We start from the raw sequence: 16,140 nt of genomic DNA, 5'->3' as shown, positions 1-16,140 counted from the left end.
ACTCCATTAAAGGCTGAGCTTCAACAAAACGTCGTACAAGCCCCATTCAACGATCATATCGACCAAGAACAAAAATACCGCGACGACGACAACAAACGCAATGACCATACCGGTAGAGTTCAACGTTTCTTTACGTGTCGGCCACACAACGCGACGCAATTCGTCATACGATTCGCGACCATAAACAATGAAACGTTTGCCCGAAGGGCTAAACCATGCAATCACCACGGCGAAAACCAAGCCACCGATCAACACGCCCAAACGAACCAGTAAGGTTTGGTCGCTCAAGAAGCTAAAGCCGCAGACGCCGGCCAACGCCAGAATAACCGCCAACGACACCAGAGCCATGTCCGAGCCAGATGTTTTTTCTTCAGGTTTTGCGTTTTGTGTACTCATAATTTCTTTAGGCGAACCCTCGTTATCAACAACAGCGATTTCGCCAAATTTAATGTCAAAAAAAAAGAGCGTTTCCAACAACACCAAGCCGCGATCTTCTGACCGCGGCTTGCTTGCACTATATCTTGGGTGGCAGGGGCAGAAGGAATCGAACCCTCAACCTACGGTTTTGGAGACCGTCGCTCTGCCAATTGAGCTATACCCCTAACCCTTCTTAAGAGCCGTCATATTAACGACTCTCTTGAATCCGAGATTATTCGATGATCTTGGCCACCACACCGGCGCCAACCGTACGACCACCTTCACGAACAGCGAAACGCAAGCCTTCGTTCATGGCGATCGGGCTGATCAATTGAACCGTCATCGTGATGTTATCGCCAGGCATCACCATTTCGACGCCTTCCGGCAATTCAATCGTACCCGTCACGTCCGTCGTGCGGAAGTAGAATTGCGGACGATAGCCCTTGAAGAACGGCGTGTGACGACCACCTTCGTCCTTGCTCAAAACGTACACTTCAGCCGTGAACTTCGTGTGCGGCGTGATCGTGCCCGGCTTGGCCAACACTTGACCACGTTCCACTTCTTCACGCTTCGTACCACGCAACAACACACCAATGTTGTCACCGGCTTGACCTTGGTCGAGCAACTTACGGAACATTTCAACGCCCGTGCAGGTCGTCTTTTGCGTCGGACGGATACCAACGATTTCAATTTCGTCGCCAACCTTCAACACACCGCGTTCCACACGACCCGTCACCACCGTGCCACGACCGGAGATCGAGAACACGTCTTCAACAGGCATCAAGAACGGATGGTCAACGTCACGCACCGGCGTCGGGATGTAGCTATCCATCGTTTCAGCCAACTTCAAGATGGAGGGAACACCAATTTCAGATTGGTCGCCTTCCAAAGCCAACTTGGCAGAACCCTTCACGATCGGAATTTCGTCGCCAGGGAAGTTGTAGTTGCTCAACAAGTCGCGGACTTCCATTTCCACGAGTTCGAGCAATTCAGCGTCGTCCACCATGTCGCACTTGTTCAAGTACACAATGATGTACGGAACGCCCACTTGGCGAGCCAACAAAATATGTTCACGCGTTTGCGGCATCGGACCGTCAGCAGCAGAAACCACCAAGATTGCACCGTCCATCTGAGCAGCACCCGTGATCATGTTCTTCACATAGTCAGCGTGCCCCGGGCAGTCAACGTGTGCATAGTGACGGTGTTCCGTTTCGTATTCAACGTGGGCCGTGTTAATCGTAATACCACGGGCCTTTTCTTCCGGAGCCGCGTCAATTTGGTCATATGCACGGGCTTCGCCACCGAACTTGGCGGCCAATACCGTCGTGATTGCTGCCGTCAACGTCGTCTTACCATGGTCGACGTGACCGATCGTGCCCACGTTCACGTGGGGCTTGGTGCGTTCAAACTTGCCTTTTGCCATGGCGAACTCCTGAACTTCTATTTGTGAATGTTATAAAGCCCCGATCTATTCGAGACTGATAGAAAACTGGTGCCCATGACGCGGATCGAACGCGTGACCTCTCCCTTACCAAGGGAGTGCTCTACCACTGAGCCACATGGGCTGAATTTGGGACTGTCCACGAACTGTGGAGCGGGTGAAGGGAATCGAACCCTCGTCGTAAGCTTGGAAGGCTTCTGCTCTACCATTGAGCTACACCCGCCTGCGTCGAGAGAGTTTCCACTCCCGCCTGCAATCCTGGTTTCGCTACAGTATAAGCGAGCGATCGCTTGGTGGAGGGGGATGGATTCGAACCATCGTAGGCGTAAGCCAACAGATTTACAGTCTGCCCCCTTTAGCCACTCGGGCACCCCTCCGTAGCGAGAGTGGCATTATGTAGGGTTTTAAAATAAATGTCAAGCTATTTTGAAAAAAAATCTTTGACACGCGATTTATTCGACCAGTAACAAAGCAAAGAGCCCACCCAACATCATGTATGTTGCCAAATCAGATAACCAGCCCAATAGCGGTTTTTCATTATCCAATTCATTTTGAATTTTTTCCATTCGATCTTTGAAATCATCGAATGTTCCGCCGAAGTTATCCCAATCAAAAAGGTCTTTCGGAGTCCTGAAATAGGCCACCACCAATTTCATCGATGCGCCTAACAACATAAAGGCGCCTCCGATGGAACCATTCATCAGCATACCCATCCCGATTCCAGCCATCGGGGCGGACAAACCAATCAGAAGCATTTCAAAAGTCGTTTTCTTCATAGTTTTTATAGATTTTTCCCGCTTTCACGCGCTACACTTTGCCGAGATTTGGATGTGCGTATGAATTTTTCTTTTTCCGAACCAATCAATCTTGTCGGCCTTGCGGCTGTTTTGCTTCAGCTTACCTTGACCATCGGCGTGATTTTGCGCGTCATGCTTACCCGACACCCGCCGGGAAGCTCTTTTGCATGGATTTTACTCACAACCATTGTTCCATACTTCGGCTTTATTCTTTATTTATTGTTCGGAGAACGCACCCTTGGCCGGTGGCATGCCAGAAAATTGCGTCGCGAGATGCGCAAACGCAGGCAAATTTTTCGCCATATCATGCATACGGAAGCCATGGCTCCTGAAAATTATCGAAACATTTCAAAGCTAGCGACCCGCTTAGGCAAGTTTCCGTTGACAAAAAAATCTTCCCTGCGACTGTTAGATGATTCCGAAGAGACACTGACGTTATTGGTTAATGATATTGATAACGCTAAAGAACTTATCACAATGGAGTTTTACATTTGGGATGTCGGGGGCAAAGCCGATGATGTTTCTGCGGCTCTCATAAGAGCTGCACGACGAGGTGTGCAGTGTTATGTTCTCGTTGACGCAATCGGCTCTTCCCGTTTTTTATCCAGTGATTGGGCACGCATGTTCCGCTACGAAGGCATTCATCTTGAAAGTGCCCTGCCTGTTTCGCTTTTCAGCGCTTTGCTTTGTCGTGCAGACATTCGTCTGCATCGGAAGATTGCCGTCATTGACCAAAAAATCGCCTATAGTGGCAGCCTTAATATGGCAGATCCCCACTACTTCAAACGAAATGCCAATGTCGGACAATGGGTTGACGCAATGGTTCGCGCTAAGGGAGAGATTGTTTCCAGTCTCTATCACCTTATCCATTTCGACTGGAAGGTTCTGACCGACTCCGAAATTACCTTTCCAGAGTTCAAAAATAGTGCGGTTGTTGAATTTGACATGCCTGACCAAGCAACGGTCATGATTGTCCCTTCCGGCCCCGGAACAACTAATGATGCCAATCAACGACTGATCATTGAGGCTATTCATCAGGCTAAGAAATCCGTCGAAATTGTCAGCCCTTACTTCATTCCCGGTGAAGCATTGGCACTAGCTTTGCAAAACGCGGCTTTAAAGGGTGTCCAGGTTACACTCATCCTACCCAGAAAAAGCGACTCCATTATGGTCAACTATGCGGCTCAACGCTATTTTGACGAGCTACTGAAATCCGGCGTTCACATCAAACTTTACGAAAAAGGCATGTTGCATACCAAAAGTGTAACCATTGATGGGGAATTATCCCTTTTCGGAACCGTCAATATGGATATGCGTAGCATGCATCTGAATTACGAATTAATGCTTTTGGTTTTTGATGAAGGATTCAGTCAAAAGGTATCCGCCTTGAACGCCAGTTATGCGGAATCTTCATCAGAAATCAACCTATTTCAGTGGTACAAACGGTCCGTTTTTGTACGCATGAAAGAAGGGGCGAGTTATTTGCTCTCACCCCTTCTGTAACCACTTTATTGTGAATCGGAACGTTTGCGTTCTTCTACAACAACGGCGTCTTCTACAACTTGATCACGGCTGCGAAAACGCATTTTTCTGCCCTGTGACTGACGCTCTTGCGCTTCTCTGAGAGGTTGCTGATCGGGAGCTGCGTCCGGATTTATCCTCACTCCCTCTCTTTGTTCTCTTTGCTTGCGGTAGTAATTGTCGATGGGATTACCATAGATCCAGCGATAAATCAGACCTCCGATAACCAAAAGTGCGATAAAACCTAAAATCAGTAAAGCAATCGCACCGATAACCGGCAACAACAAAACACCTAATCCGATAATCACCGCCAAAATAGCCGCACTGACTAAAAATCGAACCAACGGGTTTTGAGGTTGCGGGTTTGGAGAACCGCCACGATAGATGTATATGGGCATCCTTCTTATATTTCCTTATTTTTTGTTGATTTCATTACGCCTTTACAATTTAAAGGTATTGAAAAAACTTTGCGAGAGAAATAGTGTCCATTTTTTACAAGTCTTCTCTTATGTGAGTTAAAAACTCCTTGAAATCCGATCATTAACCCCAATATTTTTCTCTGTCTAAACGTATTGGTAAAAACACTTAGAAACAATTTTTAGCTGCTTGCTCTCGTTTTTTTCATTTTTCGTCACAAAAGGTTCGCAAAATTTCCTGTTTTTAGCGACAATTACGCCAATCATGAATACGAAAAATTTATCTAACAACAACCTGCCCGATGTTCAGTCGAGTATGGATCCTCGCAATATTGCCATCGAATATGTCGGTGTGCGCGGGATCGAACTGCCGGTTACAGTCTCCAGCGCAAATGGCGTTCAGCCCACCGTTGCCCAGATTGGCATGTACGTTGCGCTACCGGCCGAACATAAGGGCACCCATATGTCAAGGTTTCTCGGTTTACTTGAGTCGCATGCCAAACCGTTATGCCGAGACACGCTTGTTGAACTCATCGAAGACATGCTGAAGACGTTGGAATCAGACGCCGGTCGCATCGATTTTGAGTTCCCGTTCTTTGTGAAAAAGAGTGCTCCGGTTTCCCATTTGGAAAGCCTGATGAATTACCGCGTGCACTATAAGGTGGAAAGTAAGGGCGGCGTGAATTGGGTAACCCAAACCGTTACGGTTCCGGTGACAAGCCTTTGCCCCTGCAGTAAAGAAATTTCCGCCTATGGCGCTCATAATCAGCGCTCTCACGTCACGATTTCAGCTCGCTTAAAAGGAAACTTGTCGCTTGAGCAGCAAATTCGTTACGCCGAAGAAAGTGCGTCTTGCGAATTGTGGAGCCGGTTAAAACGAGTCGACGAAAAATATGTCACGGAAAGTGCTTACGAAAATCCGAAATTTGTTGAGGATCTCGTTCGTGACGTTGCCGTTGCGCTCAATAAAGACAGCAATGTTGAGGCCTATTGCGTGCAGGCTGAAAATTTCGAATCAATCCACAACCATTCTGCCTACGCTCAAATTACCAAGGGCTCAATGGATTGATTGATTCTATGAAGCCTTTTCCCGCCTCAAGTGTGGGAGAGGGGGTTTTGTACTGAATATTTTTGTTATTGCTCGATCGAATACCATGTTAAATGAACAAAAAAATGCGATTCTTTCGCTCTTCAATGACGCGCTCGTCTCAATGAGCGTAGACAATGCTCAGATTCTGCTTGAGCGTCCTAAGGTGGCCGCTCATGGCGATTTGGCCTGCAATGTCGCTATGCAACTGGCTCGCCAATTAAAAAAGAACCCTCGTGCCATTGCCACTGAACTCATTGAGAGAATCCAATCGCTTCCTCAATCAAAAGAGCTGATTGAAAGTTTTGAAATTGCCGGCCCCGGTTTCATTAACATGCGTTTGAGCCAGCAGGCTAAGACCTTTGCAATTCGTGAAGTGCTCCGGCTGGGCAGCGACTTTGGCAAAAATAAAGATCATGCCGGCGAAAGCATTCTTATTGAATATGTTTCTGCCAATCCGACAGGACCTCTGCACCTTGGCCATGCCAGACAGGGGGCTTTGGGTGACGTTCTGTCCAATTTAATGAGAACTCAAGGCTGGAATGTTTGCCGAGAGTTTTACTACAACGATGCCGGCGTTCAAATCCAAACCTTAACCGAGTCGGTTCGTCTGCGCATTAAGGAATTATTGGGCGAAACAATCACTTTCCCCGAAAACGGCTATCAAGGTCTTTACATTAAAGACATCGCCAAGGATTTCTTGGATAAAAAAACGATCCGTACCCGTGATGGTCAGGAAATCACCGCCAGCGGCAATGTTGAAGACGTTGATAGTATCCGGGCTTTTTCCGTCGGTTACCTTAAGAACGAACAAGACAGCGACTTGAATGCATTGGGTGTGTCTTTCGACAATTTCTACTTGGAAAGTTCTTTGTACTCCGACGGCTTGGTTGAACGCGCTGTCAACGCGCTTATTGCTTCAGGCCATACCTATGAGCAAGACGGTGCATTGTGGTTGCGCACAACTGATTTCAAAGAATTCGGTGACGACAAAGATCGTGTCATGCGCAAGCAAGATGGTCATTACACCTATTTCGTGCCTGACGTCGCCTACCATTTGAGCAAGTTTGAACGTGGCTTTGTCAAGGCCGTTGACATTCAGGGGTCTGACCATCACGGAACCACAGCCCGCGTGCGAATAGGCGTTCAAGTAGCCGGTCAGCAATTGGGCTTAAATGTTCCGAAAGTCTTCCCCGTCTATGTGTTGCACAAGATGCTCAAAGTCATCAAAAACGGTGAAGAAGTCAAGATGAGCAAGCGCTCGGGTACATATGTTACGTTGCGCGATCTCGTTAACTGGGTCGGCAAGGACGCTGCTCGCTTTTTCCTCGTCAGTCGCAAAGCTGACAGTGAATTCGTCTTTGATATCGATTTGGCTTTGTCTCAATCGGATGAAAACCCTGTGTACTATCTCCAGTACGCCCACGCCAGAATTTGCTCGGTCTTTGCCCAAGCAAAAGAAAAGGGCTTCAGCATTCCGACTCAAGAGGCTATTGCCGAAATGGATCTGTCGGCGCTGTCCGATAAGAATGCTCAAGCGCTTATTGCACGCATTAGCGAATTCCCGGAAACGCTCTCGGTGGCTGCCAAGGAATGTGCTCCGCACACGCTTTGTTTCTACCTCAAAGATCTGGCCGGAGATTTCCACGCCTTCTACAATGCCGAGAGAGTTCTTGTTGAAGATGAGGCTGTTCGCAACGCCCGCTTGGCGCTCTTACTCGCTGCCCGTCAGGTGCTGCGAAATGGCTTGGATCTTCTGGGCGTCAGCGCTCCGGAAAAAATGTAAGGAATTTTTATGGCTGCCAATCAAAAAAAAGGATCTTTTTGGCTCGGTGCCATGTTGGGTGTCTTGGTAGGCTGTATAGCCTGCGCCGCCCTGGCTTTATTTATCACAAATGCTCCGATTCCCTTTGTGGAAAAAGTGCAAAAGCAGTCAACACCTGTGGATGCCGCCGCCCTTGACGGCAAAGACCCTAATACGGCTTTGTACGACTCTGGCACTCGAGGCACCCCAGCTGACGACGCGTTATCTGCCATTAAGACGGTTGAAGCGCCTACTGCCCACCAACGTGCCGATGAACCTGTCAATGCCGCTGAACAAAGCACCGGTGAAAGTTACAGTATTCAAGCGGGTGCTTTCCGCAACGCAAAAGACGCAGAAAAAATTCGAACCGAATTGGCTTTCATTGCTCTTGAAGCCGATGTGGTTAAATCAACGGACGCCGGCATCACGCTTTATCGCGTTTTCCTCGGTCCTTTTGATACGGCCAGAGAAGCCAATGAACTGCAGCAACGCCTGACGTCCAACGGTTTCGATGCCATGGTAATCAAGAACAAATGAGATTTTCCCATTTCATAACGGCCTGTGCCCTGACATTTATCGGAGCACAGGCGATGGCTTTTAATGCCGTCGAAGGTAAAGACTACCGAGTGGTCTCCCCTTCCGTCAGTTCCACTTCTGATTCAATCGAAGTCATCGATTTTTTCGCTTACACTTGTGCTCATTGCCAGCGCCTGGCACCGCTACTTGAAGACTGGATGAAAAAACTTCCGGCCGATGTAAGCGTTCGTCGGGTTCCTGTCGCTTGGGAACCAGCCACCCAATTTCTCTCTCGAATCTACTACACATTTGAAGCACTTGACCGCTTAGAAGATCTTCATCCGGCCTTTTGGCAGGATATTCTCAGCGGCGTCATCACCAGTGAAGCCGATCTGCAAAGTTGGCTTCAATCCCATAAAGTGAACCTGAACGAATGGAATGCTGCATACAATTCGTTCACGGTTACAATGAAAACACAGCAAGCGCTTCAAACTTGGCAAAACTATCGCTTGGATGCCACGCCTTATGTCGCTGTTGCCGGAAAGTATTTGACGGCTCCTCACATGGCTGGCTCCAGACAAAAAACCATTGAAGCGCTTGATTGGCTTGTTCATCATGAACGTCAAGCGCGTCAAAAACATTAATCAAGGCCTATCATCATGCAAATTGATTCTTCCATCTTTAAAGCCTATGACATCCGCGGCGTAGTGGATAAAACGTTAACTGAGGAAGCTGTTCGGGCAATCGGTCAGGCATTAGGCGCTTTAGCCAAAGAAAAAAATGTTGACACGATGTGCGTCGGCCGTGACGGTCGTCTTTCGGGCCCCAAACTCTCCCGTGCACTCATGGAAGGTATCACGGACATGGGTATCCATGTCAAGTCAATCGGCATGACGCCTACTCCGGTTCTCTATTTTGCGACAGTGCTCACAAAAACCGGTTCCGGTGTTGCCGTAACGGGAAGCCATAACCCACCTGAATACAACGGCTTAAAGATGATGATGGGTAAAGAAACGCTTTACGGCGATGGCATTCAGGCTTTGCGCGAGCGAATTGAAAAAGGAATTTCGGTCTCAGAAACAAAAGGAAAGATTGAAGAAATCGATGTTCTGACTCCTTACCTTGAAAAGATTTTGGGCGACGTTAAACTGGCCCGTCCGATGAAGATCGCCATTGATTGCGGCAACGGCGTCACCGGTCCGACAGCGTTGGAACTTTTCAAACGCCTGGGCTGCGAAGTGACTCCCTTATACGCTGAAATTGACGGTCACTTCCCCAATCACCATCCGGATCCGTCAAAGCCTGCCAATCTGGTCGATTTGATTGAAACGGTAAAAACAACGGATGTGGAATTGGGTTTGGCATTTGATGGTGACGGAGACCGCTTGGGTGTGGTGACAAAATCCGGTCAAATCATCTACCCGGACCGTCAAATGATGCTTTTTGCCGCCGATATCCTCAAACACAATCCCGGTGCGCCGATTATTTATGATGTCAAATGCACTCGACGCCTTGTTCCCTGGATTAAGGAGCACGGTGGCATCCCGACGATTTGCCGCACGGGCCACTCGCTGGTAAAAGCCAAACTCAAAGAAACACAGGCCCCCTTTGCCGGTGAGATGAGCGGACACCTGTTCTTTAACGACCAGCGTTGGCCGGGCTTTGACGACGGCCTTTATGCCGGCGCTCGCATGTTGGAGATTCTGTCTCACACAAGCAATCCTTCGGACGTTCTTGAAGCGCTTCCCACTGCTGTCAATACGCCTGAATTGCATATTGAAATGCAGGAAGGAGAAAACAAGCAGTTTGTCGAGAGACTGCAAAAAGAGTTGCATTTTGATGATGCAACCGATGTGATTACGATTGACGGCATCCGAGTGGAATGGGAAGATGGCTTTGCGCTTGCCCGTTCCTCAAACACAACACCGGTCGTCGTCCTTCGTTTGGAAGGTGATACGCCCGAAGCGCTTGAACGAATTAAAACGCGATTCGGCAATGCCATTAAAGAAATTTATCCTTCAGTTGTATTGCCCTTTTAAGGCGGATGAATCATGTCGATGAATGTCTTTATTACAGGCGCCTCCAGCGGAATCGGAGCGGCGCTCGCTCGCGAATTCGCCTCGCGGGGCGCAACATTAGGTTTGATGGCTCGACGTCAAGAGGCGCTAGATGAGCTGATCAAAACGCTTCCCAACAGCGAACGCCATCACAGCTACGCCTGTGATGTCACCGATCGCCTGAAACTGATTGAATTAGCCCGCCAATTTGATTCGACGGTCGGCGGCGCCGACATCGTGATCGCCAATGCCGGTATCAGCGTTGGGGTGAAAACCCAATACTTTGAAGACCTGGAAGTAATGGAAAAGGTTTATGCAACCAATGTGTTTGCGATGGCCAGCACATTCCATGCTTTCATTGAACCCATGATGCAACGCAAGCATGGTACTTTGGTCGGCATCGGCAGTGTGGGCGGCATCCGTGGAATGCCCGGCACAGAAGCCTATTGCTCAAGCAAATCGGCCGTTATCACTTACTGCGAGAGCTTGCGAGTTGAAATGAAGAAGTACGGCATCCAAGTGACAACCATCAGCCCGGGATTTGTTAAAACGCCGTTAACGGACGTCAATCCCTACCCGATGCCGTTTATTCTCACGCCTGAAGAATTTGCTAAGCGAGCCGCTAACGCCATTTTGGGCGGACGAAGCTATGCCACCATTCCCTGGCAAATGGGTCTTGTGGCGAAACTTCTGAGAATTCTGCCTAATCCGCTTTTTGACAAAATCTTTGGAAACAGAAAGCAAAAGCCCCGCAACTCTGAAATCCATCGGGCCTAACGACCAGATAATTCGCCCGGGTTCATACCCGGGCAATTTTTATATACGGGGATTATCTTTTGCTTTTTCTTCTGAATACCAGAGACTGACAACCTCGCAGACAGCCTGCCCGTAGCGTTCAATGCGCTTCTCACCAATACCGCTTATACCTGCCAATTGATGCGGCTGTCGTGGCTTGCGGCGAGCGATTTGAATAAGGGTTGAGTCCGGAAATACGTTATAGGCCGCTACCGCATTTTGATTGGCACACGTTTTGCGCCACTCGCGAAGCTTACCGAATAGTCTTTGTTCAGCATCATCCAAATCATCGTGATCGATGACTTTTCGAGACGAAAGCTGCTTGTCGCCCTCCACCCGAACCAAGAACTTTTCCTGTCCGTGCAAAAGCGTTCGGGCTCGATCGCTGACGGTCAACACGTTATAGACCCTGTAGTTCACATTGACATAGTGTTTAGCGATGAGCTGCCTGAGTATTCGCCGCCAATATTTCATCGTATGATCACGACCGATCCCGAAGGTACTCAATTCATCGTGACGCTTTTCAAAAATTTTGTCACTGACCTCGCCACGCAATACTTTGATAACGTGAGAAGCACCGAATCCCAAACCATTTGTCTTTGAACATCGATAAATACAAGACAATAATTTTTGGGCATCCTTCGTAGCGTCACGAGTCAAAGGAGGATTTTCGCAGTTGTCACAATTGCCGCATGGCTTATTTAGTTTCTCCCCAAAATAAGCAAGCAGTTGGATGCGTCTGCATCCAGCAGATTCGGCCAGTCCCAACATACTGTCGAGTTTATGTAAAGAAACTTGCTTATACATGGGATCGGCTTCGCTTTTATCGATAAAAAAGCGCTGCTGTACCAAATCTTCTAAGCCATAATACAAAACCGACTCTGCGGGTTTTCCGTCACGCCCCGCGCGCCCGGTTTCCTGAAAGAAGTTCTCAATCGATTTAGGCATATCCACGTGGATGATAAAGCGCACATCCGGCTTATCGATACCCATGCCGAACGCGATGGTAGCAACCATCACGCAGGGTCTGTCAAAAAAGGCACTTTGGTTGGCTTCCCGTTCTTCGTTTTCCATCCCGGCGTGATAAATTAACGCGTCTATTCCATTTTTCTTCAAGTATCCCGCCACAGCCTCGGCTTTATTGCGGGTGGCGCAATAAACGATGCCTGATTCGTGCATATGCTCGCCGTGAATAAATTGAGTAATTTGGTCCAGATAGCCTTTGCCCTTCTCATACATTCTGTAGCGAATATTGGGACGGTCAAAACTTGCCACAAAGGAGCGAGGATTAGAAAGCAGACGTGAAACAATCTCGGAGCGGGTCTGCTCGTCGGCTGTGGCCGTCAAAGCCATTCGTGGCACATGGGGAAAAAGCTCTTTTAAGCAATCCAGTGCTTGGTACTCAGGTCTGAAATCATGCCCCCAGACCGATATGCAATGCGCCTCATCAACAGCGAAAAGGCTAACCGACAGTCGTGAAAGCAACTCCAAAGTAAACGGTTTAAGTAACCGTTCAGGAGCAATGTACAAAAGTTTGATTTTCCCAGACTCTAAATCTCTGTAAACCGTTCGGGCTTCCTCTGCTGTTAAAGTGGAATTTAATGCGGCCGCGCAAATGCCCACATCGCGCAACATGTCCACCTGATCCTTCATGAGCGCAATGAGAGGTGAAATCACAACGGTCACCCCATCCATAAGTAGCGCGGGCACTTGATAGCAAATACTTTTTCCGCCGCCCGTCGGCATCAGCACCAAAGCATCCCGGCCCTGCATCACGGTATCAATAACTTCTTTTTGAAAACCGCGAAACGTTTCATAGCCGAAGTAGCGCTTCAGTATTTCTTCTGCTGTCATCATCTTCTCTTTCACAATACGCGACAGTATACAGGCGAAGCAGCCTTTTGAATTGATATACTCACGGTAGCGGGCGCGCATTTTCCGCATCCGTCGGGTGGGGTTGCGTGCTAAATTTTTTCAAAGGGACGTCATCATGTTTACGATTATCAAAAACGCCAACGTTTTTACGCCGGCTCCCGTCGGTAAAAAAGACATTTTGATTTGCGGCGAAACCATTGCCGCAATTGAAGATAGTCTTGACAGCATCCGTCTGCCGGGTGAAGTTCAAGTTATTGATGTCGAAGGCGCCACGGTCACTCCGGGCTTTTTCGATCAGCATGTTCACTTGACCGGTGGTGGCGGCGAAGGCGGTTTTGCTACCCGCGTTCCTCCTGTCATGCCCTCTCAGCTCTTACGCGCTGGTATCACGACTGTTTGTGGCGTGATGGGTACGGAAGGGACAACGAAATTCCCCGAAGAACTTTACGCCAAGGTCATGGGATTGCGTCAAGAAGGCCTGACGGCTTATATGCACACGGGTTCTTATCAATTCCCCTCTCCCACCATCACGGGCAATCCTCGCAAAGACATCATCTGCATTGAACCGGTTCTCGGCGTAAAGCTCGCTTTAGCTGACCATCGCTGCTCCTTCCCCAATGATGACGAAATGCTCAAGCTTGTTGCTGACGTTCGCATGGGCGGTATGCTCTCAGGTAAAAAGGGCGTGCTGCACGTTCACTTAGGTGATTACGGCGGAGCTTATGAACAATTTGAACGCATCATTGCTCGCGGTCTGCCCCGTCACCACTTCTCGCCGACTCACACGGGCCGCGAACCGAAGTTGTTCGAACAAGCTATCGAATTTGCGAAGAAAGGCGGCGTAATCGATATCACCTCGGGCGGCGGCAACTACTACCCGTTTGTCGAATGCGTTGAACGCACCTTGAAAGCCGGCGTGGATCGCTCCCGCATCACGATGAGTTCTGACGGCAACGGCTCTATGCCGAAGTTTGAAAACGGCATCATGGTGGCTATTGTTGCCGCTCCTGTTAACGCCAACCATCAAATGCTCAAGGAAATGGTTGCGGCAGGAATCGATTTTGAAACGGCTTTGATGATGACGACCTCTAACGTCGCTGATTCTCTGGGTGTGAAGGAAGCTCGGTTAGCTGTCGGCATGAAAGCTAATCTCTGCGTACTCACCGAGTCGCTTGATATCGACACAGTCATTGCCCGTGGCACTACTTGGGTCAAAGGCGGCAAGAGTGTGAAATTGGCCAACTTTGAAGCCTAATCAAAAAAGGGTGGTTCAAATTCGAACCACCCTTTTTTCTATATTAATCAATTACGAGCGTCTGATTTGCTCATTAATTTCCAGCTCCCTGCGGTCGCGTTCTTGTTCAATTCGCTCAGCGCGCAAGCAAGCCGCCGCTGTAAAGAGAACGTCTGAGGAAGAGTTCAGAGCCGTTTCGGCCGAATCCTGCAATACTCCAATAATGAAGCCTACGGCCACCACCTGCATTGCCAAGGCATTGTCAATACCGAATAAGCCGCATGCCAGAGGAATCAACATTAAGGAGCCTCCCGGTACACCCGATGCGCCGCACGCACAGACCGAAGCGACAACACTTAACAAAATAGCCGTCCCAAAACTGGTCTCAATATTCAGACTATTGGCCGCCGCAAGTGTTAAAACCGTGATGGTAATCGCGGCACCAGCCATGTTGATCGTGGCGCCCAACGGAATAGTGATGGAATACGTTCCACTATCCAAATTCAGACGACGGCACATGCCCATGTTCACCGGAATGTTGGCTGCCGATGAACGGGTGAAAAAGGCCGTCACCCCACTTTCTCTTAATGTTGCCAACGTCAGTGGGTAAGGATTGCGGCGAATATAGAGCCAAACAAGGAAGGGATTGAGAACCAACGCTACAAAAAACATGCTGCCGATCAAAACAAGAAGCACTTGGACATAACCGGCCAGTGTCTCAATACCGGTGCTCGCTACAGTATTGGCCACCAAACCGAAAATACCGATCGGGGCAAAGCGAATAACAACACGGACTACGAATTCCACCCCGCGAGACAAATCCGCCATGAATTCCCGCGATGAATCAGAGGCGTGTCGCATGGCCACACCAAGACCTGCAGCCCAAGCCAGAATTGCCATGTAGTTGCCGTTACTTAAAGCGTGTACCGGGTTATCCACAACGCTCAAAAGCAAATTGTGAATCACATCAATTAGGCCACCCGGCGTGGCGGTATTGGCTTCCGTTCCTGTTAAATGAATCGTTGTCGGGAACATGAAACTAACGCTCACGGCCACCAATGCCGCTCCAAAAGTTCCCAACAGATAGAGGACCAACACGGGTTTGATGTGCGCCTTGGTTTCAATGTCTTGGTTAGCGATCGCGGACATCACCAACACAAAAACCAAGAGCGGAGCAACGGCTTTTAAGGCAGAAATAAAAAGTGAACCCAAAAAAGCACTGGCCTTGGCAGCCTCGGGGGCTAAATAAGCCAAAGCTATCCCAAGAATCAAACCAATCAGAATCTGCTTAACAAGCGAAGCCTGCAAAAAAGGCATCGCAAAGCGCTTTAACGAATGACGGGCCATAAGTACATCCACCCTACAAATTAAAACGGAATGAGTACCATAACATCTTTCTGCGGCAACGGCGCTAAAACCATTAAAGTGTTTTGCTCAGTTATCAGGGTTTTTACTTACTCTTTCAAATAAAAAATCCAAAATTGCCCAATTAACACACCCAATAAATTTCTAGTTTGTCGTTTTAGAAAAAATTTTTGGCTTTAGAATGTTCAAACGAACGGAAAGATTTTCTGTATCCTTTCTGCTAAATCTTTTTCTCAATCGGAGTTTGTCATGCATTTACTGAGGCGATTGACTTTGTGTGCAGTACCTTTACTTTTAAGCGCCTGCGCTTCGTTTCAAGAGCCCACTGTCACCCCTCCGGAAAATACTCACGCGGTGATGCGTTTGGATGCTTCCGGTGAGCAGGTTTTCCGTTGCGTGCATGACATGAAGGGTTGGTTTTGGCGCTTTGAAGCCCCCAACGCCTATCTTTTTAATCCGGTAAACGGTCAGGCCGTAGCCAAACACGGCTATCGTTTTTCATTCGTTCATAACGATGGTTCGAAAATCGCCTCTTCCCGCATCACAAGCATTAAACCGGGAGACGGCAAAAATCTCGCCGATGCCCTCTTTACCGTTACTTCTCCTGCCAACCGCGGTGCATTCTTAGGTGTTCGCTACATTCAGCGATTAAACGCCAAGGGCGGGATCCCTCAAGCCAAATGCACACCCGCACGCGAAGGCAAACTCAATAAAGTCCCGTTTGAAGCCGAATTCATCTTCTGGCGATAACGCAAGTACCGAGAAATACTCAGAAAATTTCCAAAGGGACTGGAGGAACAGGGAAAATCCGTGTA

15 protein-coding genes and 4 tRNA genes are annotated in these 16,140 nt (G+C 48.6%); 9 read left to right on the top strand and 10 right to left on the bottom strand.

The features are described 5' to 3' along the window. Window positions 1-6: 6 nt before the first annotated feature. The 7 genes from secE to M3080_RS02135 all read right to left on the bottom strand — a co-directional run bounded on the left by secE (window position 7) and on the right by M3080_RS02135 (window position 2,613). Window positions 7-480: a preprotein translocase subunit SecE gene (gene secE / locus M3080_RS02165; RefSeq protein ID WP_346429222.1), complete on the bottom strand. Its 474-nt coding sequence runs from the start codon at window positions 478-480 to the stop codon at window positions 7-9. A 46-nt stretch (window positions 481-526) separates the two neighbouring features. Continuing rightward, window positions 527-602, bottom strand: a tRNA-Trp gene (locus tag M3080_RS02160). Window positions 603-649: 47 nt separating this feature from the next. Then, window positions 650-1,840 (bottom strand): elongation factor Tu, encoded by a 1,191-nt coding sequence (tuf, locus tag M3080_RS02155; protein ID WP_249091705.1) that lies wholly within the window; start codon window positions 1,838-1,840, stop codon window positions 650-652. Between the two features lie 67 nt (window positions 1,841-1,907). Then, a tRNA-Thr gene (locus tag M3080_RS02150) sits at window positions 1,908-1,982 on the bottom strand. 25 nt (window positions 1,983-2,007) lie between these two features. Next, window positions 2,008-2,081 (bottom strand) — tRNA-Gly (locus M3080_RS02145). A gap of 68 nt (window positions 2,082-2,149) precedes the next feature. Next, window positions 2,150-2,235 (bottom strand) — tRNA-Tyr (locus M3080_RS02140). Window positions 2,236-2,310: 75 nt separating this feature from the next. Beyond that, window positions 2,311-2,613, bottom strand: a complete 303-nt coding sequence (locus tag M3080_RS02135; RefSeq protein WP_249091704.1) for a hypothetical protein — start codon at window positions 2,611-2,613, stop codon at window positions 2,311-2,313. 81 nt (window positions 2,614-2,694) lie between these two features. Here M3080_RS02135 and cls point away from each other — a divergent pair, with 81 nt between their 5' ends. Then, entirely contained in the window at window positions 2,695-4,158 is a 1,464-nt protein-coding gene (cls, locus tag M3080_RS02130; RefSeq protein WP_249091703.1) for a cardiolipin synthase, read from the top strand. A 5-nt stretch (window positions 4,159-4,163) separates the two neighbouring features. Here the strand turns inward: cls and M3080_RS02125 are convergent, their stop codons facing one another. Further along, window positions 4,164-4,574, bottom strand: a complete 411-nt coding sequence (locus M3080_RS02125; RefSeq protein ID WP_249091702.1) for a hypothetical protein — start codon at window positions 4,572-4,574, stop codon at window positions 4,164-4,166. Window positions 4,575-4,857: 283 nt separating this feature from the next. On the opposite strand from M3080_RS02125, the gene folE2 reads away from it, so the two are divergent. The 6 genes from folE2 (at window position 4,858) to M3080_RS02095 (ending at window position 10,833) form a co-directional block, all read left to right on the top strand. Then, window positions 4,858-5,661, top strand: a complete 804-nt coding sequence (gene folE2 / locus M3080_RS02120; protein WP_249091700.1) for a GTP cyclohydrolase FolE2 — start codon at window positions 4,858-4,860, stop codon at window positions 5,659-5,661. A gap of 85 nt (window positions 5,662-5,746) precedes the next feature. Further along, window positions 5,747-7,465 carry an arginine--tRNA ligase gene (gene argS / locus M3080_RS02115; protein WP_249091698.1) on the top strand — a complete coding sequence of 573 codons (1,719 nt, stop codon included), beginning with the start codon at window positions 5,747-5,749 and terminating at the stop codon, window positions 7,463-7,465. 9 nt (window positions 7,466-7,474) lie between these two features. Beyond that, window positions 7,475-8,020, top strand: coding sequence for an SPOR domain-containing protein (locus M3080_RS02110; RefSeq protein ID WP_249091696.1), 546 nt, complete (start codon window positions 7,475-7,477; stop codon window positions 8,018-8,020). After that, window positions 8,017-8,643: a thiol:disulfide interchange protein DsbA/DsbL gene (locus tag M3080_RS02105; RefSeq protein WP_249091694.1), complete on the top strand. Its 627-nt coding sequence runs from the start codon at window positions 8,017-8,019 to the stop codon at window positions 8,641-8,643. Before M3080_RS02110 ends, M3080_RS02105 begins: the two co-directional genes overlap by 4 nt. 15 nt (window positions 8,644-8,658) lie before the next feature. Next, entirely contained in the window at window positions 8,659-10,038 is a 1,380-nt protein-coding gene (locus M3080_RS02100; RefSeq protein WP_249091693.1) for a phosphomannomutase/phosphoglucomutase, read from the top strand. Window positions 10,039-10,056: 18 nt separating this feature from the next. Further along, on the top strand, window positions 10,057-10,833 hold the full coding sequence (locus tag M3080_RS02095) for an SDR family oxidoreductase (RefSeq protein WP_249091782.1): 777 nt from the start codon (window positions 10,057-10,059) through the stop codon (window positions 10,831-10,833). Window positions 10,834-10,872: 39 nt separating this feature from the next. Here the strand turns inward: M3080_RS02095 and recQ are convergent, their stop codons facing one another. Next, window positions 10,873-12,786 carry a DNA helicase RecQ gene (gene recQ / locus M3080_RS02090; RefSeq protein WP_346429219.1) on the bottom strand — a complete coding sequence of 638 codons (1,914 nt, stop codon included), beginning with the start codon at window positions 12,784-12,786 and terminating at the stop codon, window positions 10,873-10,875. Between the two features lie 55 nt (window positions 12,787-12,841). Here recQ and iadA point away from each other — a divergent pair, with 55 nt between their 5' ends. Further along, entirely contained in the window at window positions 12,842-13,981 is a 1,140-nt protein-coding gene (iadA, locus tag M3080_RS02085) for a beta-aspartyl-peptidase (protein ID WP_249091692.1), read from the top strand. Between the two features lie 51 nt (window positions 13,982-14,032). Here the strand turns inward: iadA and sstT are convergent, their stop codons facing one another. Further along, window positions 14,033-15,307 (bottom strand): serine/threonine transporter SstT, encoded by a 1,275-nt coding sequence (gene sstT, locus M3080_RS02080; protein WP_249091691.1) that lies wholly within the window; start codon window positions 15,305-15,307, stop codon window positions 14,033-14,035. A 267-nt stretch (window positions 15,308-15,574) separates the two neighbouring features. Between sstT and M3080_RS02075 the strand changes: the two genes are divergently transcribed. Next, a complete protein-coding gene (locus M3080_RS02075) occupies window positions 15,575-16,075 on the top strand; it encodes a DUF3455 domain-containing protein (RefSeq protein ID WP_249091689.1) in 501 nt (166 codons plus the stop codon). The last annotated feature ends 65 nt before the right edge of the window (window positions 16,076-16,140 follow it).

Source organism: Parasutterella secunda (assembly GCF_023336895.1).
In the GTDB taxonomy this organism is placed as follows: domain Bacteria; phylum Pseudomonadota; class Gammaproteobacteria; order Burkholderiales; family Burkholderiaceae_F; genus Aphodousia; species Aphodousia faecalis.
The sequence above is the reverse complement of the archived record's forward strand: the minus strand, read 5'-3'. Positions and strand labels throughout refer to the sequence as shown.

Bases quoted from the DNA above. Each gene is read 5' to 3' on its own strand.
- recQ (WP_346429219.1), bottom strand. From the start codon at position 12,786: ATGCGCGCCCGCTACCGTGAGTATATCAATTCAAAAGGCTGCTTCGCC.
- iadA (WP_249091692.1), top strand. From the start codon at position 12,842: ATGTTTACGATTATCAAAAACGCCAACGTTTTTACGCCGGCTCCCGTC.
- tuf (WP_249091705.1), bottom strand. From the start codon at position 1,840: ATGGCAAAAGGCAAGTTTGAACGCACCAAGCCCCACGTGAACGTGGGC.
- M3080_RS02095 (WP_249091782.1), top strand. From the start codon at position 10,057: ATGAATGTCTTTATTACAGGCGCCTCCAGCGGAATCGGAGCGGCGCTC.
- cls (WP_249091703.1), top strand. From the start codon at position 2,695: ATGAATTTTTCTTTTTCCGAACCAATCAATCTTGTCGGCCTTGCGGCT.
- M3080_RS02100 (WP_249091693.1), top strand. From the start codon at position 8,659: ATGCAAATTGATTCTTCCATCTTTAAAGCCTATGACATCCGCGGCGTA.
- M3080_RS02075 (WP_249091689.1), top strand. From the start codon at position 15,575: ATGCATTTACTGAGGCGATTGACTTTGTGTGCAGTACCTTTACTTTTA.
- sstT (WP_249091691.1), bottom strand. From the start codon at position 15,307: ATGGCCCGTCATTCGTTAAAGCGCTTTGCGATGCCTTTTTTGCAGGCT.
- M3080_RS02135 (WP_249091704.1), bottom strand. From the start codon at position 2,613: ATGCTTCTGATTGGTTTGTCCGCCCCGATGGCTGGAATCGGGATGGGT.
- M3080_RS02105 (WP_249091694.1), top strand. From the start codon at position 8,017: ATGAGATTTTCCCATTTCATAACGGCCTGTGCCCTGACATTTATCGGA.
- M3080_RS02125 (WP_249091702.1), bottom strand. From the start codon at position 4,574: ATGCCCATATACATCTATCGTGGCGGTTCTCCAAACCCGCAACCTCAA.
- folE2 (WP_249091700.1), top strand. From the start codon at position 4,858: ATGAATACGAAAAATTTATCTAACAACAACCTGCCCGATGTTCAGTCG.
- M3080_RS02110 (WP_249091696.1), top strand. From the start codon at position 7,475: ATGGCTGCCAATCAAAAAAAAGGATCTTTTTGGCTCGGTGCCATGTTG.
- argS (WP_249091698.1), top strand. From the start codon at position 5,747: ATGTTAAATGAACAAAAAAATGCGATTCTTTCGCTCTTCAATGACGCG.